This window comes from Saprospiraceae bacterium (assembly GCA_016719615.1).
Classification (GTDB): domain Bacteria; phylum Bacteroidota; class Bacteroidia; order Chitinophagales; family Saprospiraceae; genus Vicinibacter.
Window position 1 is genome coordinate 2,089,989 of the sequence record JADJYQ010000001.1, and the last position, 25,643, is coordinate 2,115,631.

At 38.2% G+C, this 25,643-nt stretch carries 23 protein-coding genes; 12 read left to right on the top strand and 11 right to left on the bottom strand.

All coding sequences use genetic code 11. From position 1 onward, the window contains the following. Positions 1–54: 54 nt before the first annotated feature. From IPM92_08605 to IPM92_08620, 4 genes are all read left to right on the top strand, one after another. A complete protein-coding gene (locus tag IPM92_08605; protein MBK9108419.1) occupies positions 55–1,842 on the top strand; it encodes an FAD-dependent oxidoreductase in 1,788 nt (595 codons plus the stop codon). After that, positions 1,824–3,680 (top strand): 2-oxoacid:acceptor oxidoreductase subunit alpha, encoded by a 1,857-nt coding sequence (locus IPM92_08610; protein ID MBK9108420.1) that lies wholly within the window; start codon positions 1,824–1,826, stop codon positions 3,678–3,680. Before IPM92_08605 ends, IPM92_08610 begins: the two co-directional genes overlap by 19 nt. A 10-nt stretch (positions 3,681–3,690) precedes the next feature. Then, positions 3,691–4,743 (top strand): 2-oxoacid:ferredoxin oxidoreductase subunit beta, encoded by a 1,053-nt coding sequence (locus IPM92_08615; GenBank protein ID MBK9108421.1) that lies wholly within the window; start codon positions 3,691–3,693, stop codon positions 4,741–4,743. Between the two features lie 182 nt (positions 4,744–4,925). Then, entirely contained in the window at positions 4,926–7,424 is a 2,499-nt protein-coding gene (locus IPM92_08620; GenBank protein ID MBK9108422.1) for a hypothetical protein, read from the top strand. 53 nt (positions 7,425–7,477) lie between these two features. Here the strand turns inward: IPM92_08620 and IPM92_08625 are convergent, their stop codons facing one another. Then, complete coding sequence (locus IPM92_08625; protein MBK9108423.1) at positions 7,478–8,776, bottom strand: glycosyltransferase family 4 protein; 1,299 nt, start codon at positions 8,774–8,776, stop codon at positions 7,478–7,480. Positions 8,777–8,877: 101 nt separating this feature from the next. Between IPM92_08625 and asnB the strand changes: the two genes are divergently transcribed. Genes asnB through IPM92_08640 form a run of 3 tightly spaced genes read left to right on the top strand, consistent with a single transcriptional unit; the run spans position 8,878 to position 13,225 of the window. Next, positions 8,878–10,830: an asparagine synthase (glutamine-hydrolyzing) gene (gene asnB, locus IPM92_08630; GenBank protein MBK9108424.1), complete on the top strand. Its 1,953-nt coding sequence runs from the start codon at positions 8,878–8,880 to the stop codon at positions 10,828–10,830. Between the two features lie 8 nt (positions 10,831–10,838). Then, complete coding sequence (locus IPM92_08635) at positions 10,839–11,906, top strand: methyltransferase domain-containing protein (protein ID MBK9108425.1); 1,068 nt, start codon at positions 10,839–10,841, stop codon at positions 11,904–11,906. A gap of 35 nt (positions 11,907–11,941) precedes the next feature. Next, complete coding sequence (locus tag IPM92_08640) at positions 11,942–13,225, top strand: O-antigen translocase (GenBank protein MBK9108426.1); 1,284 nt, start codon at positions 11,942–11,944, stop codon at positions 13,223–13,225. Between the two features lie 46 nt (positions 13,226–13,271). Here the strand turns inward: IPM92_08640 and IPM92_08645 are convergent, their stop codons facing one another. Then, the gene (locus tag IPM92_08645) at positions 13,272–13,895 is read right to left on the bottom strand and encodes a hypothetical protein (protein MBK9108427.1); all 624 of its coding nucleotides are present in this window, start codon (positions 13,893–13,895) and stop codon (positions 13,272–13,274) included. Between the two features lie 251 nt (positions 13,896–14,146). Beyond that, complete coding sequence (locus tag IPM92_08650; protein ID MBK9108428.1) at positions 14,147–14,974, bottom strand: universal stress protein; 828 nt, start codon at positions 14,972–14,974, stop codon at positions 14,147–14,149. Positions 14,975–15,152: 178 nt separating this feature from the next. Here IPM92_08650 and IPM92_08655 point away from each other — a divergent pair, with 178 nt between their 5' ends. Together IPM92_08655 and IPM92_08660 are read left to right on the top strand one after the other, a co-directional pair. Beyond that, complete coding sequence (locus IPM92_08655; protein MBK9108429.1) at positions 15,153–15,992, top strand: universal stress protein; 840 nt, start codon at positions 15,153–15,155, stop codon at positions 15,990–15,992. Between the two features lie 10 nt (positions 15,993–16,002). Beyond that, positions 16,003–16,410, top strand: a complete 408-nt coding sequence (locus IPM92_08660; GenBank protein MBK9108430.1) for a hypothetical protein — start codon at positions 16,003–16,005, stop codon at positions 16,408–16,410. Positions 16,411–16,787: 377 nt separating this feature from the next. Here the strand turns inward: IPM92_08660 and IPM92_08665 are convergent, their stop codons facing one another. Genes IPM92_08665 through IPM92_08685 form a run of 5 tightly spaced genes read right to left on the bottom strand, consistent with a single transcriptional unit; the run spans position 16,788 to position 18,292 of the window. Next, positions 16,788–16,910, bottom strand: a complete 123-nt coding sequence (locus IPM92_08665; GenBank protein MBK9108431.1) for an Hsp20/alpha crystallin family protein — start codon at positions 16,908–16,910, stop codon at positions 16,788–16,790. Continuing rightward, entirely contained in the window at positions 16,880–17,224 is a 345-nt protein-coding gene (locus IPM92_08670) for an Hsp20/alpha crystallin family protein (GenBank protein ID MBK9108432.1), read from the bottom strand. Before IPM92_08670 ends, IPM92_08665 begins: the two co-directional genes overlap by 31 nt. Before the next feature lie 24 nt (positions 17,225–17,248). Next, positions 17,249–17,704 carry a universal stress protein gene (locus IPM92_08675; protein MBK9108433.1) on the bottom strand — a complete coding sequence of 152 codons (456 nt, stop codon included), beginning with the start codon at positions 17,702–17,704 and terminating at the stop codon, positions 17,249–17,251. Continuing rightward, positions 17,691–17,912, bottom strand: coding sequence for a hypothetical protein (locus IPM92_08680; protein MBK9108434.1), 222 nt, complete (start codon positions 17,910–17,912; stop codon positions 17,691–17,693). Before IPM92_08680 ends, IPM92_08675 begins: the two co-directional genes overlap by 14 nt. Then, complete coding sequence (locus IPM92_08685) at positions 17,909–18,292, bottom strand: CBS domain-containing protein (GenBank protein ID MBK9108435.1); 384 nt, start codon at positions 18,290–18,292, stop codon at positions 17,909–17,911. The genes IPM92_08680 and IPM92_08685 overlap by 4 nt, the downstream gene beginning before the upstream one ends. Before the next feature lie 102 nt (positions 18,293–18,394). Between IPM92_08685 and IPM92_08690 the strand changes: the two genes are divergently transcribed. The 3 genes from IPM92_08690 to IPM92_08700 are packed head-to-tail and all read left to right on the top strand — an operon-like array spanning position 18,395 to position 20,731. Next, a complete protein-coding gene (locus IPM92_08690; protein MBK9108436.1) occupies positions 18,395–18,883 on the top strand; it encodes a PAS domain S-box protein in 489 nt (162 codons plus the stop codon). Continuing rightward, positions 18,844–19,695 carry a HAMP domain-containing histidine kinase gene (locus tag IPM92_08695; GenBank protein MBK9108437.1) on the top strand — a complete coding sequence of 284 codons (852 nt, stop codon included), beginning with the start codon at positions 18,844–18,846 and terminating at the stop codon, positions 19,693–19,695. The genes IPM92_08690 and IPM92_08695 overlap by 40 nt, the downstream gene beginning before the upstream one ends. Next, positions 19,685–20,731 (top strand): response regulator, encoded by a 1,047-nt coding sequence (locus IPM92_08700; protein ID MBK9108438.1) that lies wholly within the window; start codon positions 19,685–19,687, stop codon positions 20,729–20,731. Before IPM92_08695 ends, IPM92_08700 begins: the two co-directional genes overlap by 11 nt. Before the next feature lie 334 nt (positions 20,732–21,065). Here IPM92_08700 and IPM92_08705 read toward each other — a convergent pair whose 3' ends face one another. The 3 genes from IPM92_08705 to IPM92_08715 all read right to left on the bottom strand — a co-directional run bounded on the left by IPM92_08705 (position 21,066) and on the right by IPM92_08715 (position 25,548). Then, positions 21,066–22,952, bottom strand: coding sequence for a gliding motility-associated C-terminal domain-containing protein (locus IPM92_08705; GenBank protein MBK9108439.1), 1,887 nt, complete (start codon positions 22,950–22,952; stop codon positions 21,066–21,068). A 1,406-nt stretch (positions 22,953–24,358) separates the two neighbouring features. Then, positions 24,359–24,706, bottom strand: coding sequence for a T9SS type A sorting domain-containing protein (locus IPM92_08710; protein MBK9108440.1), 348 nt, complete (start codon positions 24,704–24,706; stop codon positions 24,359–24,361). Beyond that, positions 24,691–25,548, bottom strand: a complete 858-nt coding sequence (locus IPM92_08715) for a tail fiber domain-containing protein (GenBank protein MBK9108441.1) — start codon at positions 25,546–25,548, stop codon at positions 24,691–24,693. The genes IPM92_08710 and IPM92_08715 overlap by 16 nt, the downstream gene beginning before the upstream one ends. Between the last annotated feature and the right edge of the window lie 95 nt (positions 25,549–25,643).

Here is a 25,643-nt window from a genome sequence, read left to right on the forward strand (position 1 = left end):
GGTCTTTTCGAAGCAGGTTATATCTTTGTGGACTTTTTAAAAACACAGTACACTTTGCAAGCTACCGATATTAAGAACCCTGAATATTTTCACAAAGTTGTCGACTGCCAATATGCATGTCCGGCACACACACCTGTACCTGAATATATCCGCCTGATTGCGGCTGAAAAATACAGTGAAGCATATATGATCAACTGGGAATCCAATGTGTTCCCAGGTGTGCTCGGCAGAACCTGTGACCGACCTTGCGAGCCTGCCTGCAGAAGGGGCAGGATCGAAGAAGAGCCCGTTGCCATTTGCCGATTAAAGCGCGTAGCCGCTGATTTTAAAGGTGATGTGAAGCAATTCATGCCAAAAGGTCCTTTCAAACCCAATGGAAAAAAAATAGCGCTCGTAGGGGCAGGACCAGCATCGCTGACAGTAGCCCGGGATCTTGCACCCCTCGGATATGAAATTCATTTGTTTGACGAACAAGATCTGGGCGGAGGCATGATGCGCAGCCAAATCCCTTCTTTTCGCTTGCCGGAAAAAGTGTTAAATGAAGAAGTAGGCTACATCCTGGATCTTGGCATCCACACACATTTCAAGCAATACATCAACAGCTTAAAAGAGCTGGTAAATCAGGATTATGATGCCGTATTTGTAGGAACCGGTGCCCCACGAGGCAAAGATTTACCTGATCTTCCTGGTCGTTGGGAAGCTAAATCCAATATTTACATTGGAATTGAATGGCTGGCAAGCGTTGCATTCGAACATACACACGCAATTGGAAAAAAAGTCATCGTTGTTGGTGGCGGAAATACTGCAATGGACTGTTGCCGCACTTCCAGAAGAGTAGGTGGCGAAGATGTAAAAGTTGTAGTTAGAAGTCCATTCGCTGAGATGAAAGCTTCGCCCTGGGAAAAGGAAGATGCCATGCATGAAGACATCCCTATCCTCGATTGTCATGTACCCAAAACTTTTGTCGTTGAAAACGGCAAACTCAAAGGAATGACTTTCGACAAGGTTGCAGTGAGTTATGAAAACGGTAAAAGAAAATTATTGCCAACGGGCGAACCCGAGGTATTTATAGAAGCAGATGATGTCTTATTGGCCATCGGACAAGAAAACAGTTTTCCTTGGATCGAGCGGGATTTGGGTATTGAATTCAACCAATGGGAAATGCCGCAAGTCAACGAAACTACTTTTCAGTCTTCCTTGCCCAAGGTATTTTTCGGAGGTGATGCTGCACTTGGACCCAAAAACGTAATAACAGCAGTAGCACAAGGGCATCAGGCAGCAGTCTCCATAGACCTGTTTTGTCAGGGTAAAGATTTAAATGAGCGCCTGGATCCTATGGTGAATTTGGTTTCTCAAAAGATGGGTATCCATGAATGGGCATATGACAGTTCCGTTGTAGATGATTTGAGGTTTGCGGTGCCCCAAGCAGATAAGAGTCTGACTTTAAGAGACCGCAAAAAAGAGGTGGAACTCGGATTTGATCCTGATATCGCTTTCCGCGAGGCACAACGTTGTCTCAATTGCGATATCCAGACTGTTTTTACGACTTCCAAATGCATTGAATGCGATGCATGCATGGACGTGTGTCCGACGTCCTGTATTTCATTTGTTACAAATGGTGAAGAAGATGATTTGCGTAATCGTTTAATGGCTCCTGCTAACAACCGTTCGCAAGACTTATATATTTCCGATCAATTGCCCACAAGCCGTATTATGGTAAAAGATGAAGATGTTTGCCTGCACTGCGGATTGTGTGCCGAAAGATGCCCTACATCAGCATGGGACATGCAAAAATATTTATATCAAGTTACAAAAGCAGGTTCATGCAAACACATCCTGTAATTAATGATTTCGTAGTTCGTTTTGCAAACGTGAACGGTACCGGAAGCGCCAGTGCCAATAACATGTTTGCAAAAGCGATTTTCAGAATGGGGATTCCGGTAACTCCCAAAAATATCTTTCCCTCTAATATCCAGGGTCTGCCAACATGGTATGAAGTGAGAGTGAGTGACAAAGGATACCTTGGGAGAAGAGAAGGTGTTGATATCATGATTTGCGTAAATCCGCAAAGTATGAAAGCAGATATCGCCGGTTTAAAATCAGGGTCTTATTTTGTATACGACAATACAAAACCTCTGCACAAAGAATTTATCCGGGAGGACATCAATTATATTGGTATTCCGCTTACTGAAATTACACTTCGCGAATATACTGACCCCAGACAGCGGATGTTGTTCAAGAATATAATTTACGTAGGTGCAATGTCTGCCTTGATCAATTTAGATATGGATATCCTCAAACAAATCATATCTGAGCAGTTTCAGGGAAAAGAAAAACTCATCGCTCCCAATCATCATGCTTTGGAATTGGGAAGTCAATATGTTAAAGAGCATTATTCGTTTCCATTAAAATTCAAGTTGGAACGCAGAGATCTTCTGAAAGATAAAATACTATTTGAGGGTAATGCAGCTTGTGCTCTAGGCGCCGTGTTTGGAGGAGCTACGGTTGCGGCATGGTATCCCATCACACCCTCCACATCTGTTGTTGATGCCTTTAGCGAATATGCTGAGAAATTCAGAGTTGACCCGGAATCAGGAAAAAATAATTATGCTATTGTCCAGGCAGAAGATGAATTATCTGCGATCGGAATGGTGATTGGTGCAATGTGGAATGGTGCCCGTGCTTTTACAGCAACCAGCGGACCGGGGGTTTCACTGATGCAGGAATTTTTAGGGCTGGCGTATTTTGCAGAAGTTCCTGCTGTGTTAATTGATGTTCAACGGACCGGACCATCAACGGGAATGCCAACAAGAACGCAACAATCTGATATCCTTTGTGCAGCTTATGCTTCTCACGGAGATACCAAACATGTGTTAGTCATTCCTTCCACGCCAAGTGAATGTTTTGAATTCACCAGACAGGCTTTTGATCTGGCAGATCAATTGCAGACTCCCATTATTGTAATGTCGGATTTAGATTTAGGTATGAATGATCACATCAGTGATCCGCTTGCGATTAACGAAGACATAAAATTCAAGCGAGGCAAAGTATTAACAGCCGAAGAATTGGAAAATATGGATCGATTCGGGAGGTATTTAGATTCAGACAAAGATGGCATTTGTTATCGCACCATACCCGGCACCCATCCAACAAGAGGCATGTATTTTACAAGAGGCTCTTCAAGAGATGAATATGCAATTTATACCGAAGACGGCGCTGCATATAAACGAAATATGGATCGCCTGAATAAAAAATGGGAAACCATTAAATCCTATGTGCCCCAACCCGAATTTTATCAAAACGAACAAACATCAGATCTTGGCGTAATCTTTTATGGTACTTCAGTTTATTCTGCTTTGGAAGCAAAAGATGATCTGGCATCTCAAGGCATTCATATGGATGCGATGCGCATCAGATCCTTCCCATTTAATGAAGAGGTAAGTGATTTTATATCAGCCCATCGAAAGATTTTTGTTATTGAACAAAACAGGGATGCTCAAATGCGCAGTCTGCTCATTAATGAAATGGATATCAACCCAGATAAACTGATCCGGGTGCTGAATTACGATGGTTTGCCCATTACAGCACATCATATTGAATCCATCATTTCAAAACATCTGGATGTTCAGCCCAATGCATCCAAATCAAATTTAGAATCAACATCAATCTCCGCATCATAATATCTATAATATGAGTTTTCAAAGACCTAATTTCAGACATCCCGAATTGCCCGTAAACGAATTGGGTTACAGGAAGAAAGATTATGAAGGTTCTCTCTCTACTTTATGCGCGGGATGTGGACATGATTCTATCGGAGGCGCATTGATTCAAGCTTGTTTCGAGTTAAATATTGAACCTCATAAACTTGCAAAATTATCGGGCATCGGTTGCAGCTCCAAAACACCAGCTTATTTCCTGGGCAATTCACATGGCTTCAATTCAGTGCATGGAAGAATGCCTTCCGTAGCAACCGGGGCAAATCTTGCCAATAGAGATCTGATGTATTTAGGGGTCTCCGGAGATGACGACACTGCATCCATAGGTATGGGTCAATTTGTACACCTCATCAGAAGAAATTTGAACATCACGTATATCGTCATGAACAATGGTTGCTATGGCTTAACCAAGGGCCAGGATTCAGCAACTGCCGATAAAGGATCGAAAAGCAAAGCAGGAAGTGTCAATGAATTCCAAAATATTGATCTGCCGGGTTTAGCAATAGAATTGGGTGCAGGATTTGTGGCCAGAAGTTTTTCAGGTGATAAAACTCAATTGATTCCGCTCATCAAAGCTGCAATGGCACACCCCGGGTTCGCATTGATAGATGTAATTTCTCCTTGTGTGACTTTTAATAATAATGTAGGGTCAACGAAATCATATGATTATGTTCGCGAACACATTGATGCGACTTCTACCATTGATTTCACCCCTCCAGCAGAGGAAATTACGGCTCAATATGCAGATGGTTCAAGCCTTCAATTGGCGATGCACGACGGATCTCTTTTGCATTTAAGGAAAATTCAAACAGGATGGGATCCAACGAAAAAAGATTCAGCTGTACGGGCATTACATGAAGCCTATGCAAAAGCTGAAATTCTCACTGGTCTCATTTACATAGATGAAAATCAAGAAGACCTACACGCCCTCCTAAATACAACTGAAACTCCCTTGAATAAACTTCAAGAAAAGGAACTTGTACCAAATTCTTCAGTTTTGAATGATTTAAACGCAAGTTTTAGATAATTTCACTTCACTTATTTGACAACTCTCCATCAAATAATTTAAAAGCTAGTCAAGGTTTTGATTTAAACAAACTTCAGCTGTAGGAAAAGCTTTCAATATAGTAAAGATTGAATGCTGGTAATTTGTATTTTTGACCATTGCAAATTTGCGAAATCAGAATAAAGGCTTTTAAAAAAGATAACATGTTAACCCAGGTTTTAAAAAAATTAGTACCACATATAACTTGTGTCGTCCTTTTTATACTCATCATTTCTTATTTTTTTATGCCCCATTGGCAAGGAAAAGTATTTCAACAAGGTGATGTGACTTCATGGCAAGGCTCTGCGGCCGAAATTATGGATCACAATAAAAAACATCCCGAAGATCCCGCTTTATGGACAGGGAGTATGTTCAGTGGAATGCCGGCTTACCAAATTTCAACACCTACAGACTACAATCTTTTAAATTACGTACAAACAATACTTAGCCTAGGATTTTTAACCGGTCCCATAGCCATCTTTTTTTTATGCGCCATTTCTTTTTATATCCTCTACCTGGTGCTTGGTTTGTCTGTACCACTTGCATTTACAGGGAGTTTAGCCACTTTCATGGTTACAGGTAATTTCATCGTTTGGGAAGCAGGGCATCTTCCAAAACTTGTGGTATTGGCTATGGCAGGTTTTATTTTGGCTGGAATTATTTTAGCTTACAGAGGTAAGTATTTAAGAGGCTGTGCATTGTTCGCTCTAGGCATGGGCATCAACATTCTGAACAATCACGTACAGATGAGTTATTATCTATTTCTTTTAACCTTGCCGCTGATTGTATCATTTGCATTTTTTCATTTCAAAGCAGGCAAATACAAGGATTTTCTCCTTCCTTCCTTTATGATGTTGGGCATTTTAGTACTTGCATTTCTTTCTTCAGCGAGTTCTATATTACCTACCTATGAATATGCAAAAGAAACTATGCGCGGCGGGCATATCTTGTCTGAAAGGGCTGATAACAACCAGGCCGATGTAAATAAAGAAGGCTTGCAATGGGACTATGCAATGAACTGGAGTAATGGCTCCCAAGATATTTTGGCTTGCATCATTCCGGGAGCAGCTGGTGGAGGAACTTCTGAACCAGCTGGTGCAAATTCTGCTACCGCTAAAGATTTGCGTAAAAAAGGATATCAGGCCCCCAAGAGATTTCAAGCACCTTTGTATTGGGGAGCCCTTCCTTTTACCAGCGGTCCATTTTATTTTGGAGCCATCATCTGTTTCTTATTTGTTCTCGGTTTGTTCATTGTAAAAGGACCCCTCAAATGGTGGATTGCTTCCACCGTGATTTTTGGAATCTTGTTATCGATGGGAAAACACTTCGAGATCTTAAACAAATTCATGTTTGACTTCATTCCGCTCTACAGCAAATTCAGAGCTCCCAGCAGTGTGCTCTCTGTTGTTTCTTATTTTGTTCCTGTTTTAGGAATGCTTGTACTATATGAGTGGAGCAAAAAGAATGAACCTGTTGAACACTATCAAAAAAGTCTATACTACAGTGCGGGTATTACAGCAGGATTGTGTTTGATATTGGCATTTATTGGAGGAAGTTTATTTGGATTTGAACATCCAACAGATTCCACCTACGTGAATCAGGGTTTAAGCCTTCCTGCCATGATTGAAGATCGAAAAAGTTTATTGCAAACAGATGCTTTGCGTTCCTTTATTTTTATAACATTGACTGCTCTTGCATTATGGTTCAACTTAAAAAATAAATTGAATATAAAATACCTGGCCATCTCGATTGCCGTATTCATACTGATTGACTTCGGAGGGGTAGCCACGCGATATGTACACAAAGATGATTTTGTTAGTAAATCCAAAAAAGAAGCTACACATAAGCCTCGTGCTGTCGATCAGCAAATATTGAATGACAAAAGTTATCACAGGGTTTTAGATCTGACGGTCAATACTTTTAACAGTTCAATTCCTTCATTCCATCATAAACATGTTGGTGGTTACCATCCTGCTAAATTGCAACGCTACCAGGATATCATCGATCATCATCTGGATCGCGAGATCCAGCAATTGACAAGTCAGTTGCAAACAGCACAATCAGATTCAGCAGTCATACAAGCCATGGCAAATCTCAAGGTGATGAACATGCTCAACACCAAGTATTTTATTTTAGGCCAGCCTGGAAAAGAGATAAGTTTTCCAAATCCAAATGCAAATGGTCCGGTATGGTTTGTAAATGATTTAAAATTGGTAAAAACGCCTGATGAAGAAATTCAGGCTGTAAGTGCAATCGATCCTAAGCAAACTGCAGTCGTGCACGAAGAATTTAAAGAGAAGTTGACCAACCACCGTGCTGATCCATCTGCAACCATTAGTTTAAATAGTTATTCGCCAAATAAACTGGTTTATAAATCTTCGTCTCCTACAGATCAATTGGCCGTGTTTTCTGAAGTGTGGTACGGACCGGATTTAGGTTGGAATCTTTTTATTGATGGAAAAGAAACAACTTTGCTCCGGGCGAATTACATTTTACGCGCTGCAATGATCCCTTCCGGAAATCACGAAATTGTCCTGGAATTCAAACCACAATCATTTATGCTGGGTAAAACACTATCCATGATTTGCTCTTTGATACTTATACTTTTTATGGGGTTTGTGGCCTACAAGGAATATCGGTCTGAAGCTTTGGCAGAAAAATAAAACTAAAAGAATATTTTCAGTTTTCAGAACAAAAACATCATTTGAAAACTAAATTAGTCTTGTTGTTTCTCCATTAATACGGTATTCATCAAATCAGCCAATTGAGAAGTCAGATTTTTTCTGGAATACGCTGCAACTGATTTTACATCAGGCTTGTAGCTATCATTTAGTAATGCGCAGAAAGCGCTTTCAATCATTTCCTGCATCCTTACAGGATCCTCAAAATCGGCATTAAAACCCGATTGCGTTTGGTTTAATAAACTTGCCAAATCACTTTCCTCAGGAGCCACAGATAAAATCGGTTTATTCAAAAATAGATATTCAAAAAATTTACCTGTCACCACTCCATTGTTACCTGGTACCCCTATGAGTAAAAGTAAATCAGCTTTCCACAAATAATGCTCCAGCTGCTTGTGGGGCATAGGAGAAAAATGGTCCAAATGAAAAATTCCAAATTTTTTGATGTATTCAATAATAGCCGGATCGACATTTCCTATGAACTGCAATTCCAAACGATCTTTGAGCTCAGGATGTTGGTCTACATATTCCTTTAGTTTTATCCAAAACAATTCCGGATTTCGGTCTAATGTAAGGACTCCCGAATACAATAAAATGATCTTATCTTTTTCATTTTTTATTAAGTCGATTTTTTCAAATGGTTCATAACCATTTGTGATCACTTCAACATTTCTGTTACAGATGAGCTCTAAGCCTTCTTTACAAGATGGACTGACCGTGATAATTGCGTCTGCATTTTTTAACACAGATCGTTCCAAATGTTGGTGTATATATCGGGCAAAACTGCTCAAGCGCAAGGTATCAAAATAAAAAATTTGGGTCCATGGGTCTCTAAAATCCGCAATCCATGGAATTTGAAGTTTTCTTTTAAGCTTTTGCGCAATTAAATGCATGCTATGCGGTGGCCCGGTGCTTACCAATAAATCAACAGGATGTTGTTGTAAATAATCGCATAAATAGGAAACCGATGGTTTCAACCAAAATATTCGTGGATCTGGAATGAAAAGATTACCTCTGATCCAAAACGCCAATTTGTGAAAAATGGATTGTTTCTTTCCAACACTCATAATCGTGGGGTCAACAGCTTTATTTCCGCCTCTTATTTTTTTAAAAATAAAATAAGGTTCCCAAATAGGCTTCCTTATGACTTCAATACCCTCCGGTATGAGTTTTCCCAATTCAGGGTCCAGATATGGATATTCTCCCTTTTCTACGGTATAGATGATGGGCTCCCACCCGAAGCTTCTTAAGTATTTAACGAAATACAACCAGCGTTGCACGCCGGAACCACCGGAAGGTGGCCAGTAATAACTGATAATCAGTAGCTTTTTCACAAATGAAGGCTAAAATTAATGCAATCCGGAGCAAATTTAGCTATGCTTTGAACTCTTGCTTCGGGAGGAAATTTTTGATTGATTAACTTTGCCCATTCACTATGTGCGGATTAGCAGGAATTTATAATCTGGATGGAGCTCCCATCAACACCCGGCAACTCAGTTCGATGACCCGGATCATACAGCATAGAGGTCCCGACGATGAAGGATTTTTAGTGGCGAATCTTAGCACTCATGAAGTGTCACTTCACAGCAGTGAACATAGTATCGATGAAATTCGCCGGCAACATGCAATGATCCCAACTGAAACCACTTGCAATCTCGGTATGGGGTTCAGGAGATTGTCCATCATCGATTTATCGGCAGCAGGGCACCAACCGATGACAGAAGAGAGCGAATCCTGCTTTATATGCTTTAATGGACAAATATATAATTACCTCGAAATTAAAGAAGAGCTTAAAAGTTTGGGGCATACTTTCCGCTCACAAAGCGATACGGAAGTCCTGCTCAAATCATATCTACAATGGGGCGAGCATTGTCTTCAAAAATTCATTGGTATGTTTGCCCTGGTCATATTCGATAAAACGAACAAACGTTTGTTCGTTGCTCGAGACCGTTTAGGTATTAAGCCGCTGATGTATCATTTTAACGGAACTCGCTTTTTATGGGCATCTGAAGAAAAACAATTAATTCTTAGCGGACTCGTTTCACCTCTGGTCAACGAGGAAGTCATGTCTGCGTTTCTCAGGGAGGTAAAATTATTTGAACGCCCGGAAAGTTTCTTTTCCGAAATTCAGCAGTTACCTGCAGGATCCTATGCTTTCGTTGACGCCAATGGAATCACCGTCAAAAAATATTGGACTTTACAGCTCGGAATGTCAAATGGTTCATTGGAAGATAGCAGCCACAAAGTCAAAGAATTGCTAAATGATGCGATCCGATTGCGATTGCGATCGGATGTTCCTTTGGGTATTGCTTTAAGCGGTGGCATTGATTCTTCTTCGATTGCTTGTCTTGCAAGACAGATGACCTATAGCGAGATCAATACTTTTTCTGTGTTTTATGAAGGTCCGAAGTATGATGAACGAAAATATATTAAAGCTGTCATAGACCAGGGAGGATTCAAACCCAGCTACTTTACGGGAAGTACTGATTTGAGTTTTGAAGAAATTGCAAAATGGATATACTACCAGGATGCTCCCACCAGCGGGGCCAGCCCTTTTTCTGCATTTCAAAATTACAAAAATGTCAAAGCTGCGGGGATAAGCGTTTTATTGAATGGACAAGGAGGCGACGAATTATTTGCCGGTTACCCATATTTTTTAAAATACTATATAGCACAACTCTACCAAACCGGACAATGGACTCACTTAGCAAGTAATATATTTCAACTATTTAAAGACCAGGGTATTTTAGCAAGCACTAAACAAATTTATCTTGCTAGTCAAGTATTAAAAGGGAGCCCCGAAAAACTTAGAAAACTGGAATACAAAAAATATGCAACTTCCGAATTGTATCCTGGTGAATTTATTGAACAAAAAAATAAATCCAAACTTATCGCTATACAAACGGTTGATCCAACAGCTATTTCTCTTGAACAGTCCTTATTAGCAGCTATTACGCGCAGTCATTTGCCACACATGTTGCGTTGGGAAGACCGGAATTCAATGGCCAATTCTATTGAAAGTCGCGTACCATTTTTAGATCACCGGTTGGTAGAACAATCCTTTGCCATTCCATCTGAGTTCAAAATTCACAATGGAGTTCAAAAATATATACTCCGTAAAGCCATGCGAAACATCGTTCCTGAAAGCATATTAAATAGAAAAGATAAAATCGGATTTGGAACCCCAACTGTGGAATGGACACTTAAACACTTGCAAAAACCAATTCAAGAACTTTTACATTCAAATTCATTCTTAAGCCGGACCTGGATCCACGGAAAAAAAGTTCAAAGTCTGTACGACAAGAATCCAAGACTCTTTGGTGAAAATGAATTGTGGCGGATTATGACTGCAGAATTATGGCACAGAACCTTTATTGATAAACATTAAGTCTGCTGTTGAAAAAATATTTTTCATATCAAGAAATTTTAGAAGTTGCAAGGCAGTTGGAAAAGGATATTCGCCAATTAGACATATTGCAATTGGATGTACATGAAGCTGTAAAAAGTTATCTACGCTTTGATCTCAAAAAACTCCAATATGTCAGTGAATGTAATGCTTTTATGCTCTACCATATACTATATGGCCGGCAAAACCTTCAACCGCAAACGCTGATTGTCGATCATGGGGCTGGTATAGGCTTATTTGCTATGTTGGTCAAAAGATTGGGACTGTCCTGCCTTTGTCATGACATTTCTCCTGAATACATTGATGGTATAAAACATTTAGGTTTTGTTTTGAATGCCATGCCTGACGAATTCGTAACTGGAGATACCAATGAGTTGGTCGAATTTTGCAAAGAACGAAAATTACAAATAGCAGCCCTTGCATCTAGAAATGTGATTGAACATATCCCAGATTACAGCACATTCTTTAAAGAGTTACATCAAATAGCAACACCTGGATTTATCATTCTCATAACTACGTCTGCAAATATTCATAATCCCATTGTCAGATACATCCATAAAAAAATACACAAACAGTACGAAAATTTTGGAAGCAACAGCGATATGGATAATCCCACTTTAAACAATCGAAATTGTGGAATGGCCTTACGCAAGGAAATCATACAGGAAGTATTCCCGGATCTGCATGATGATGTACTCAACTTACTCGCTAAAAACAACAGAGGCTTTACAAAAGACATAATTATACAAAGAGTTCAATCTTTTATAAAATCCGGGGTCTTACCCAGTCCCATAGATCACCCGACAAATACCTGCGATCCAATAACCGGGGTGTGGGTTGAACGCCTGGTGCCGGTTTCAGATTATCAAAAAGCCGCAATGGATGCCGATTTTCAGTTTGAGACCCTCAAAGGATTTTACAATACCCATTATTCAAAATCCATCTATAATTCCGCCGCAAAATGGATGAATAAGATTTTAAATGTCTTGCCCGACGACCATGTAGCTCTCTCCCCTTTCCTTGCCATGAAACTGAGTCAAAATCATGAATCACTTTAAAATCTTAACAATGATAACTCGCATGTAATTACCCAATGAATTTTTATAAAACAAGTTTATACAGTGGCATTTTTTCGATGATAAATCTCATTACAGGTTTGGTCATCACCAAAGTAACAGCTCAATTATTGGGTCCGGAAGGAACTGCATATATCGGAAAATTTGCAAACATCAGTGGTATGGTTCTCATATTTTCAACTGCATCTATTTCTGTCGGAATTATCAAATATATTTCCGAAAATAAAAATAATCCGGATGCGCTTCGCAAAATTATAAATACTGCATTTAGTCTAATCCTTATGGGGAGCGCCATCGGCGGGCTATTTATACTTCTCTTGTTTCCATTTATCGAACAAAAAGTATTTAATGGTTTAAATGTTTCGGTGGTTTTTATTTTATTCGGAGTTTTTTTAATATTAATCTCTTCACAAATATTGGTCACCGGCATTTTAAATGGTCTCGGTGAAATTAAAAAACTGGCGTTGGTAAATTGTTTAGCTGCATTGCTTAACATGATTTTTACTTCCTACTTTGTTTATAAATTCCAACTAACAGCTGCCTTGTTTTCAAATTCACTTTATGGCATCTTTGTCACATTCATTGGATATATTTGTTTGAAAAAATCTGGATATCTGAACAATTCCTGGTTAAAACTACATGTGGATCGCGAGATTAGCTTTAAACTTATTCGCTTTGGAATCTTCGCTGCGCTCACTTCATTTACCTGGATGTCATCTATGTTTTTAATTCGCGAAAATGTTGAAAACGAATTAGACACCCATTCTGCCGGATTATGGCAAGCCATGTTCAGTCTTTCTGATCGGTACTTAACGGTAATAACGACAATGATGTCTGTCTATTTTATACCTCAATTATCTGCAATTACAGAGCGGTCAGAACTTGTGAGGGAAATGCGAAAAGCATTTATTCGGATTGCAGGAATTATGTTAATTCTTTGTTTTGGCATTTGGCTATCCCGGAATTTAATCATCAGCATTTTTCTGGCAGATACTTTTCGACCTATGGAAAGTCTATTTGCATTTCAAATGATAGGTGATTTTTTCAAAACTTGCGCGGGACTTCTCGCCTTATTGATCGCTTCTAAAGCCATGTTTAGAACAGGCTTGAAAGCAGATATAAGTTTCCACTTCTTTCTGCTTTGCTTTTCTTATTTCGGAATAAAGGAATTAGGGCTCATTGGTGCAAGCTATGCATATGCACTTGCTTGTTTTATTTATTTTGCTGTTTATCTATACTTTTTTAAAGATCTTATGATCTTGATTAAAAAATCCATTCTTCCAAAACCATGGATCAAATAGAATCATATTTTACAAAATATCTGGATTCAGAATTGTACTACATTAATTAACCATGTCCCGTAAAAATGGATAAAAGACCAGTAATGACCATAGTCAGACCAGTAATAATCCCTGCATTGTGTTCAAGTTTATGGGTGTCAAATTTTTGAAATCCCTTTAATGCGATGTAAACCCATCCGATCATTCCGGAAATACTAATGATAAAATAACACAAAAGGCAGGTTAGAAGTAACCAGGTACTATGTAATCCGGCATTTACAAAATAAGCTTCAACTTCCAGGCAAGGTGCTAAAAACATGTAAGCCAGTAAAGCATAAATTATTTGCTTCCTGGTTTTGGTTTGATCAAGCATATGATCGTCTATATGAAAATGATGGTGGGTGTGATGACGATAAATAAAATAGATCCCCGAAAGGATCAACAATCCAGGACCCAACCAACGCAAGATCCATTCAAAATCAGACCTCAATTGGTAAAACAACAAACCTAATGCCAGTCCTAGCAAAAGAGTGCTCAGCACGTGTGACAATGCTAAATAAAAACTTACTTTAAGGGTTTCTCTTTCAGTCCATTTTTGCAATCTGGCAAATGACACCAAGGGCATCCAATGGCTTGGGATCAATGCGTGCAATAAACTTATGACGATCGTACCTGCTAATACTTCATGCATGGGCGGCAAATATCGGATAAATTGGGGAAATAGCGGGACTGTTTAGGCCTAATTTGGTGGAATGACCACTTGATTTTTTGACTGCTTGACTTTTTGACTGCTTGACTGCTTGACTTTTTGACTATTTGACTATTTGACTTTTAGGAAAACTATTTTAATCTATGTAAATAGAATACTTTCTATAACGCAAGCAATCAAACAATCCCTTGAACTTTTTCCAAGCAGTCAAAAAGTCAAGCAGTCATCCTCCCCTATCCTTCATACAATATCAGCACCGGATAATGCAATTTTTTAACAACAGCGAGCGTATGTCCGCTAAAAAATAGATAATACAAAAAATTCCTTTGATGCGGCAACATGACCAGCAGACCTGATTCGGAAGCTTGCATATAGGCATCAATAGATTCCTCAAATTGATCAGATAAAATATATTTAATTATTATTTTCAGTTTGCCAAACAACAAAGCCACCAATTCGGCATGCTTTTCGCGAAAAACTTCTTGTTTCGCACTGTGCACGTGCACAAACTCAATTGTTGCTTTATTTAGAAAATCAAACTGATCAAACAGCTGTAACGATTTTTTATTAAATTTTAAATGAAAATCGGTAGCAAAACATACTTTCTTATTAAAAGACTCGAATTTAAAACCTTGAGGAATAATCATGAGCGGAGTTTTTGACATGCTCATCACGGACTGGCTGGTGCTTCCTAATAATATTTTAGAAATATTACCAGTTCCTCTGCTCCCCAGAACAATTAAGCAAGAATCATTTTTAATACTATAATTAATAATCTCCTCAGCTGCTATTCCGCTTTCACAAATGGTTTCAACAACAACTTTTTGAATGTTATTTTTAGTTCTAAATTTAGAAATATAATCCTGCAATGCTTTTCGCTTTTCATCGAGATAAACCGCGTAATCATAGATTTGAAAAACCCCTTCAGTCAATCCCCCATAAGGTGAAACTATATGTAATACAATTGCTTTCGCTTTTTCCTTTTGAGCAAGTTGTAATCCAAAAAGCAGTGATATCTCAGCGCCTTTGGAAAAATCGATCGGTAGGAGTATATTCTTCATATGTTGACATTTTTAATATGACCCTCATTTATATCAAAGTTACAAAAGATAAATGGCCTGTTTCATGATGGCTATCATGTAAAAAACTGACTAAAATCAAATCTTTATGCATGAAAAGAACTTAACTTTGTATTCAGTCAATTCTATGACCGACCTTGAATGATATAGATAAATCAAAATGATAAACCGCATTCTTATACCGATCGATTTTTCAGAGAGCTCCAAAAATCAGTTGAAGTATGGACTCAGTCTTGGAATCAAAGCTCAAGCGGAAATACACGTTTTACACATTTATCAACTTCCGGTAGTTTCTTTAGATGCTTTTGTATATGTACCTGATCCTGAAAATCTGGAAAAAATACGTTCCAACTTTATATCTCAATTGTTTGATTTAATCAAAGACGTAAAATTTGAATTAAAGACTGATATTTCAGTTGCCATAGAGTGCCAATATGGGATTCCTTCCGATTTGATTAAATCTTATGCTATAGAAAATAATTGTAATCTCATTGTCATGGGACTACAGGGCTCAGGATATTTAACGGAAAGAATTTTGGGAAGCACAACTACACATCTCTTTCGCAATGCTCCTGTACCAATTTTAGGCATTCATAAATCATCTCATTTTGTTCAGATTCAAAATATACTATTCGCATATGACGGTGATCTGTTGGTTAAAAAAAATATTTTAGAACCCTTGATTGATTTAAGTAAAATATTCAATGCTAAAATTCATGTACTAAATGTCGTAGAAGAACTTTCAGAATTTCCAGACCTGGCAGAGAAGTTATTCGAAAATGACTTATCACCTTCTCTTCCACAAGACAGCGTTTCTTACCACATTATTCAGAAGAATGATATCCTGGAAGGAATTCAGGAATATTGTGAAAACAATGACATTGACCTCCTTACACTTATACCCAAAAAACACAATATCCTGGAAAGAATCTCATCAGAAAGTATCAGTAAACAAGTTGCATATCATATAAAAATTCCGATACTCGCAATTCACGAATAAAAATACCATTATGTTAATACAAGTCGAAAATTCCATGACTTTAGAACAAGTTCAAAACAAATTCAATCTAAGATATCCATTTTTGAAACTTGAATTTTTTAGTCATCCTCATTCCATTCACGGTGGCTCCAGGAAGGAACACATGATAGCCAAAGAAACATTGATTAAAGATTGCCGGACCAAACATACACAAGGGAATTTGGAAATTCATCCTTACAACTCTGTTGCACATCTGGAGAAAAGTTTTGAAGAAATTTTTGGACTTTATGCGCAAGTCTTTCGCAAATCCGGCGAATTGTGGATAGAAACTACAGTAACAGATGATTGGACATTAGAAAAACAAAATACGGAAGCGGAGTTGTTTTATGAAGATATAACTGAGCGCGGAGGTTATGATAGAGATGCAATCCTCCAATAGATTAATATAGCCCTGATCTCAAATATTCGGAGACCCTATTTTATTAGATTACTTTAAATGGTATTGATCATCGCGACCTCGTCACGTATACTTTCTTATTACACTTAATATTAATTACACATTCGGGTCCCGTCAAAATTCTACAGCTTAAATTTTAATAAACTAAAAACCACATTGACTAAGCATTGTACTTGATAAATAACAACACCCAAGTGTTAGCCTTTTCTCACAATACAGTTTCAGCAGCAGGCAGAAGTATTTGGAAATCAACAGATCTGTTGTATATCACTCCTTGCGGTTTTTAAAAATAAAAAAGGCCATCAGTAAAACTAACGGCCCTTTCAGAAAATATTTCCTACTACAAATCATTTTTAAAATCAATGCACTGCAATTTCTTTGCTATTTCCGGAAATTTCAACATCCAACTTTGGAATGTGGATACTTAATACTCCATTGTTGTAAGCAGCGCCTACTTTTTGTACATCGGCAACTGAAGGCAATGTAAAACTTCTTGAAAATTTAGAGAAATTGTATTCTCTCTCTTCATTTTACCATTTTCATCTTCCTTAGTCTCGGATTTCTTTTCAGCAGAAATCGTCATTGTGCGATCATCAACCGAAATTTTAAAATCGGATTTCTCCATACCCGGAACTGCCATTTCGAGGGTATAATGTTTGATACCTTCGAGGATATTTACAGCAGGTACGGTCAATTCAGATGATTTGAATGCTTCATCGCTAAAAAAATCATCGATCCAGTTCGTCATTGGACTAAAAACAGGAAAATCTCTGTTAAATCTGCTTAAATAACTCATGACTTAATATTTATTGTTATAAAATTATTTTACAACCAAAACCGGACAACTCGAATCTCTAAGAACAGATTCTGCCACGCTTCCCAAAAAAACGCGCTTAATTCCCTTTCTTCCATGGGAACCAATTACGATAAGATCAGCTCCTAACCTTTGTTGGGCAGCTATAATAGCCTCACCAATATCATTTTCTTCCTCAATGATTAAGTCAACATCCATTTCGGGATATTCAGCTAAGATCTTTCGTTTAAGCGCATCTAATTTAGATTGCTCATCTAGTCTGATTTTTTCCAAAAGATCCTGGGCAAGGACATTACTTTGTAATAAGGGATTTCCACCTTCGAATAAAAAAGGGTTGACCATAACATGCACAATACTCAATTTTTCACCGCTGCATTTGGTAAGTTTGATTGCATAATCTAAGGCTTTTTCAGAAAAATTTGAAAAATCAAAAGGACAAATAATGTGTTTAAAAGTTTTCATAATTGTAAGTAGCTAATTTTTTGTAATCAACAATGGTATTTCCAATCATCATACAAGGTACATCTTTTATCCCCTTTCCAAGAATATTCTCCAATGAAGTACACTCTTCAAACTGAAAATCTACATCTAATTCAGACATGTATTCCAATACCATTTTTCTCCATTCGAAATACTTCTCATCAGGCAAACCATATAAACTCACAATCATTTTGAAATATATCTTAAAATATCAAAAGGCGTAATTAAACCCATGAGCTCTTTCCCTTTTACTACCGGCAAACAATGCAAATAATTGGTCAAAAAAACATCAATTGCGACTTCAATGCGATCCTCCGGTTCCAATTTCCCTAAACGACTTACCATAATCTGCTTTACTTTTGTAAAGGCCAATTTTTGGTCTTCGAGGATGTTTAAGTTCTCATTCATCAGGAATGCATTGCAATACAGTAAAAAATCTGATTTAGAAACGAGTCCAACCAAATCTTTAAAATGAACGACAGGAATGTGGTGAAAATCGTGCTTGTCAAATATATTCTTAACAGATAGCAAATTATCCTCCGGAGTAAGGGTGATAAGATCGGTTGACATAATTAAACTTACATGTTCTCTTAACTTCATACTTCTTTTTATGCAAAATTCAGCAATAGTTAGCTGAAATTTAATGATCTTTGTCAATTCAAACTGTGATCCTTGTCAGCTTCAGAATCGCCATTTAATTTTCACGACCACTTTCAAAATAGTGACTTTTTTCGTTCCATTTTTGAAACAGCTATCGATGGTGTCATCATCATCAACAAGCTTGGTGTGATTCTTTTATTAAACCCAAGCGCTGCTGCACTTTTTGGGTTTCAAGAAGAAGAACTCGTTGGGAAAAACGTAAATATGCTTATGCCTGAGCCACACAGCGGTCAACATCATCAATATATTAAAAATCACCTTGAAACAGGTGAAAAAAAAATTATCGGAATTGGAAGAGAAGTACTGGGGCTAAGAAAAGATGGAAATCTATTTCCATTACGTCTTGCTGTAAGTCGTTTTACCATAGGTGAAGACATTTACTTTACAGGGATCATACATGACTTATCTGCACAAAAAGAAGCCGAAAAAAATCTGTGGTTTCTCAATAAAAATCTTGAAAAATGGTTGAGTCCAGGACCAGCCAGTTGCAGGAAAGCCTAAATCAGCTCAATGAAATCAATCGAAATCTAGAATCCGAAATTACTCACCGGACCCAGGCAGAAAATAAATTAATTGCCCGCGAAAAAGAATTGGTGAATGCTTTGGAAAAAGAAATGAATCTTCATCTCCTCAAGTCCCGGTTTATTTCTGTTGCCTCGCATGAATTCAGAACTCCACTGGCTAATATTCTAAGTTCCCTGAGCTTAATTGATAAATACCATCAAGAATCACAGCTCGAACAACGCAACAGGCATATTCAAAAAATTAAAAGCAATATTCATTATTTGAATGGAATCCTTAATGAATTTCTCAGCTTAACGAGAATCGAAGAAGGTAAGTTTTTATTAAAACTTGAAGACTTTTCACTCCGGGAATTTATACAAGAATTAATTGAAGATTTTAACTATCTAAAAAAGGCAGACCAAATTCTAATATTTTCTTCTAAAATTGAAGAGAACGATTATATAATTCATTCAGACAAGGCATGCATAAGACATATCATGAGCAATCTCATATCAAATGCCATCAAATACAGCGGCGATAATGCAGAAATAAAAGTGTTTCTCTCCAAAGAAGGTTCCTATTACAAGATTGATGTACAAGATAACGGAATCGGCATACCCCTTGAGGAACAAAAGTTTATTTTTGATATATTCTACAGGGCATCAAATGTTTTAAATATTCAGGGCACCGGTTTGGGATTAAACATCGTTCGAAAATACCTGGACTCTATCGGAGGGACACTTCAGTTTGAATCATCTGAAAATAAAGGCACACTAATCACCATCAGACTTAAAGAACATGAACAATAAACGAAAAATACTCATCATCGAAGATAATCATGAAATGCGCGAAAACATTTCAGAGATTCTGGAATTATCAAATTACGAAGTATACGCTGCAGCTGATGGCTTATTAGGTGTACAGGAAGCGCGCAAAGTTAAACCTGACATTATTCTGTGTGATATCATGATGCCCAACCTTGATGGTTTTGGAGTTCTCAAAATTTTACAACAGGATCCTATTTTGCAATCCGTCCCACTGATATTTCTCACCGCAAAAGCAGAGAAAGAAGATTTTCGAAAAGGAATGAATCTGGGCGCTGAAGATTATTTGATCAAACCTTTTGATGATGTAGATTTATTAGAAGTTATTGAAAAAAAATTACTTAAATATCAGGAACTTTCCAAAAACAGAACAACCAGAAGTCTGGCAGGCCTTATTCCATTCGAAAAACTTGAAAATTATTCAAAAGTCAAAGTTCTTATTGAAAGTATTGAACCAAAAGAATACGGCAAGAAAAGTAAAATATGGGTCACAGATGAAAAAGTAAATACCATCTATTTCCTAGAAAGCGGAATGGTCAAAGAAGGTATTGAAACTGTGGGTGGTAAAGAATTTATATTTGATTTTCATACAGGTCCCGGATTTGCAGGTATCACACACCTATTTCAAAATAATTACCACAGTTATTGCGAAGTCATAGAGCCCTCATTGATAAAAACGATTTCCAGGAAAACGCTGGAAGAATTGATACTCTCTGAAAATTTGTGGACTTCCTTTCAAAATTACTTCTCCGCGCAATGCCAGCAACATTTGGCAAGGCTCGCTGTCAATTCATTTGGTAATGTCCGAGAAAAAGTTGCATACCATCTTTATACTTTACATTTAAAACTTAACCAGTCAACAATACATTTAAGTCGCGAAGATTTTGCCTCCTATTGCGGAATAGCGAAAGAAACACTCATCCGCAATCTTACGGAGCTCAAAGACGAAAAAATTATCCAGATAGATTCAGAAGGAATTCACATACTACAAACTCAAAAGCTCAACGCTCTGTTTATGTAAAATAGAATAGTTGGAAGTTGTTGGTTGTTAGTCGTTAGTTGATGGTTGTTAGTTATTTATTATTATCCTGCAATAAAGAAAGCACTTATTAATAATAAACTTGAAGATAACGGGAAATAAATGTGCATTGGGAATTATTAAAGGATAAAAATTATAATTGATTTTCAAATTGAATTCCGATTTTCTGCCACTAAGGCTCGAAGGCACTAAGGACCACTAAGAATTTCTCTTTGTTATCCTTAGTGTCTAAGTGCCTTAATGGCTAGGCAGCCCTGCGGGCACTCATTTTATCAAAAAGTCAATCCTACTAAATCACAAATAAAAAAATATAATTTTAACGAATGAGCGTTACATCTCCCGATATTAGGTGAAATCCTCCTTCGTTATCTTTCCACTCTACCGTACAAACAAATACGGCAGGATTAGACTTTTGGCCTCGGAACAAGCCGTCCCAGCCATAAGCATATTCATTTGGTGGAAAATCAAGTTGCTCAAAAACCATTTGCCCCCAACGATCGAAAATGCGCAAACGCTCAATTTCTTTGATCTCCGGCGTTGCAAAAACAATGAACCGGTCATTGACCCCATCGCCATTGGGTGTAAACACATTGGGGATAAAAACATCGCCGCGCTTTCTGATTTTTAAAATCAAGACATGTAGCGAATCACACCCATCTACCGTCTGGGAATTGGATTCATATAAACCCTCTTTTTCATAGAGCGTTTTCGTAACTGGCCAAAAATATCGGTCCAATGCACTGATGGTATCGGTGAATAAATAATGTGGATCGATTTGTAAGCGCAGCTCGATTAAAGAGTCACAAGCATGTTGCGTCTTTAGACGGAGTTGGTAATCGCCACTTGTATTTAAAAATGTATCTGCTGCATACCAATAATATTCACCACATTGCCTTTGCGTATCTCTCCTTTGATAATCCGGATAAATCGCCAGATCTAACAAGACTATAGAATCGCAACCTAAATGATTTTGAAGGGTATCCCTATAGAGCCCGCTTTTATAAAAATCGCGGCCATTGAGGGGCCACTGGTAATAATTACATTGACCGATCCGCAAGGTTTCACTGCTCATTTCCAGTATATTCAAATGCAGGACGCGCATGGAATCACAACCATTTGTATTTTTAAAAAATTCGGTATAAGTTCCGCTTTTGGAATACACACGATCGTTAGCATGCCATCGGAAAGAACCGCAAGTTCGAATCGTGTCTTCAATTCTATTTTCACTCAGGATCACCAAATCAAGCATTAAAATGGAATCACAGCCATCGACTGTCAAAAGTGTATCTGTATAGGCCCCACTTTGATCGTACTTTTTTCCATTGACGGGCCAGGTATAGTCTTTGCATGATCGAATTGATAAGTTTTGAAAAGATGGCTTCGATATTTCCAATTGCAATTCCAGAATTGAATCACAACCTACACTATTGACCAGGGTATCGCGGTAAACACCCGTTTGATCATATTGAAGTCCGGAGACGGGCCAATAATAAGATTTACAGGCTTCTGTATGGAGAACTTCGAAGCTGGATTGAAGAATATTCAAATTCAAAATGAGAATACTATCACATCCAAATTGATTGACAAGGGTATCGCGATAGATTCCACTTTGGTCATAAGTTTCACCCTGGGCTGGCCAGGTAAATTTTTCGCAAGAAACTTCATATAAAGGTGTTTGTGAAGTTTTATGGATCAACAAATCAAGATTTGCCAAGCTATCACAACCTTTGACATTTTGTGTCAGGATCGTATATGTTCCACTTTCCGTATAAGTAGAATCATGCCATGTATAAACACCACAAGTTTCAACATACGAACGTCCGTTAGGAATGCTGTCAAACACAACAGATACCGGAGCCGATTCCTGATATTCGCCACAAGGTAAAAGTTCGCTTATGTGATAAACGCCGGCTTGCGTAGCCAGAAAGAAACTATCGATGGCTCCGGAAATAAGCTTTCCATCCAGATACCATTGATATTGTGCGCCATTACTGCCTGCCGTAAGCAGAGCAGAACCCGTTGGACAATCACCTTGCTTCAGGTACAAAACATTTGGCAGAGCTGGCTGGTCAATGAGATTGGAAAAAGTAGCCGACATTGAAAAGCCACCACCAATTTGTATGATGGCTACATATAATTTTATGGAACTCGAAATGGAAATAGTTTTTGGATTGCCTACCTGGTTGCTGTTGAAATTGATCATATACCAGTTGGTTCTTCCGATTTGTTTGCGGTTCGCAACAATCGATCTCTAAATCTGAGCCATTAAAATCGACTTGTGCATTCGCATCTTCGAGCAGGATATAACAAAAATAAGGCAGGTCATTTCCTCTATATGCTTTGAATTGGGTTGTTTCTATAAAATTAGATCCATTACAGGGAGAAGAAACTGGAAAGCTTGTTGATATATCCACTTCACAAGATTGAGCTGAACCGGTAAATACAGCCAGTTTTTGATCACTTACAATTTCGGCCACGGAAAAAGGTGTTGTTCCATCGCCATTCGCGATCGTCAAAAAATTTCCGGCAGATGCTAGGATATTCATTGTTGATGTTAAAAAACCACCGCTTGCATTATATCGATTGATTGTTACAACCGTGCTGTCTTCTGTAGCAACTATGGTAGATTGCTCGCTGATGGAATTTCCCTGAGTGCGCACGATAAAATAGCGATTCCCCAAACTATTCACAGGAGGAATCTGATCAAAAGTACCATCACCACAACCTCCGGGTGCGTCCATAAATGCACTGGTATTCATGACGCAAGGTTTACTAGCTTCTACCAGCGAGCCGATAGCACTTCTGAATAAGTAACTCTCCCCTGCATTCAATTCTATTGTTGACACCCCGTTAATCGAGACTTGGGTTTGGTCATAAATTGCCATGATCGTATAGACCGGCAATTCCGATGACAAGGGTCCGTCGCGATAATAACCTACCCTAAATGCAAGTCCGATACCCGGATTCCCAAGGCTGGTTAAAGAAGCATTTCCTTTGATGTAAGCATCTGTACCCAATTGGTCAGAAGCTACATTTCTAAGGTTTACCGAGAAGATCTGATCGCTTTTTAAATGAATTCCGGCCCCTGTGATTTTGGTATTTAAAGTATGGCGGTTAAAGTCTCTGAAATTACCTGTCGGTCTGTAAACTGCCGGCATACCTTCTTTTGCAGTGAGTGTCGCGAGATAAGACCCATCACTTTTACGGACTTCGATATTGATGTTGGTATCAGAAGGTGTGGCTAGTATGATTTCATTTGCATCATGCCAGTACAGCCAGGGTGCAGGAGCAATATGGTGTTCATTGTAATATTGTGCAAATGCAGAGTGACTCCAAATAACACTCAAGCAAAGGATACAAACATCCTCCAACACAGACTACAATTGCTTATCACCCGATTTTTATCTTGTATAATCTGTAAATATACATTTTTAATGCCAAAATTCGCCACCTTGAAGAGGGCTTGTTTCGGTATTTAGTAACTACATTAGTTGGTATTAATGCTTTCAGTCAGATTCGAGAGAGTCGCTTAACGCACTTAATAAAACAAGCCGGCTGAACTCAGTCGGCTTGTTTCAAAGGATTATAAGAAGTAGGTTAAAACTCTTATTAATAATTAAAGATCATACTCTTCGTTTCAACCTTTCTATCGTCGATAACCAAAGAATAATAGTACGTACCGCTTGCAAAGCTGGAAGATTGGATATTAACCGTACCGAAACCTTTTTCAAGTTGATCAAATTCCATCACCACACTTCCGCGTTCATCCGTAATCATCAACTTCGCAGATTTAGAAGCTTTGGGTATATAAAATTTGATGTAAGTAGAATGACCAAATGGATTAGGAACATTTTGCTCCAGTCTTGGTGCATCGCTTTCATGAACTTTATGATGATCTTCGGCCTGTGTACAACATTTTGATAAAGATTCATCAAATGCGTTCAACTTATTGAGCACTTGATCCAGTTTGAATTCAAATCATCGATTTGTTTTTGTTGATCACCGATGATTTGTTTTTGATCATTGACCTGATTTTCCAAAGCTGTCATTTTTACCTGATCAGCTACTGCGGGAGCATTCATAGTTTCTACTTTATCGGAAAGTTCTTGCACCGCTTTTACAATTGGTACTACGAAATCAGCATAACGTAAACCCATAATTTTTCCGGTTCTGTCTATACCGCTAAAGTTATATCCAATTCTTTGAGCTGCTGCATCGACATCCTGAGCAAGGAATCCTGTAAATGGAATTTCTTCAATTTCACTGCGATCTCTACTTTCAATCTTCGATTCAATTCCCATCAATTTATTCTGCTTAGCAATATTGTAATGGAAGGTCACAGGTTTCAAGGCATTAATAAATTTCAACCCCGGAACGTTTTCCTTAACCCGATCTTTTACCCTTACATCGCTGTAAATAGTCCAGCCAACTTGACCACCGATACTGGTGACATATCCACTACCAATGCGAACTTTGTTGCTAGCATCGACAATTGCATCAGCACCAATTGCAGTTGCATCGGTTAGATCACCTGCTCCTACATTAGCCCTGAATCCAAAGGCTGAGTTTCTGCTTCCTGAAACGTTATCTTGCAGAGCCTGTGTACCACAGGCGGTATTGAGAATGCCTGTTTCATTAAAACTCATAGCTCTTGCCCCTAAAACAGAGTTATTTTGTCCTGTTGTATTGCTATATAGCGATGCTCTACCTACGGCCACATTATCGGTGCCACTTGTATTACCTCCTAGTGACTCATAACCAACTGCAACATTCCAATTTCCATTATCATTATTTATCAATGCATAGTTTCCTAAACCTATATTACCTACGCCTGAGGTATTTCTTAATAGGGTCCAGCTTCCGATTGCGGTATTTGCACCGCCTGTTGCATTAC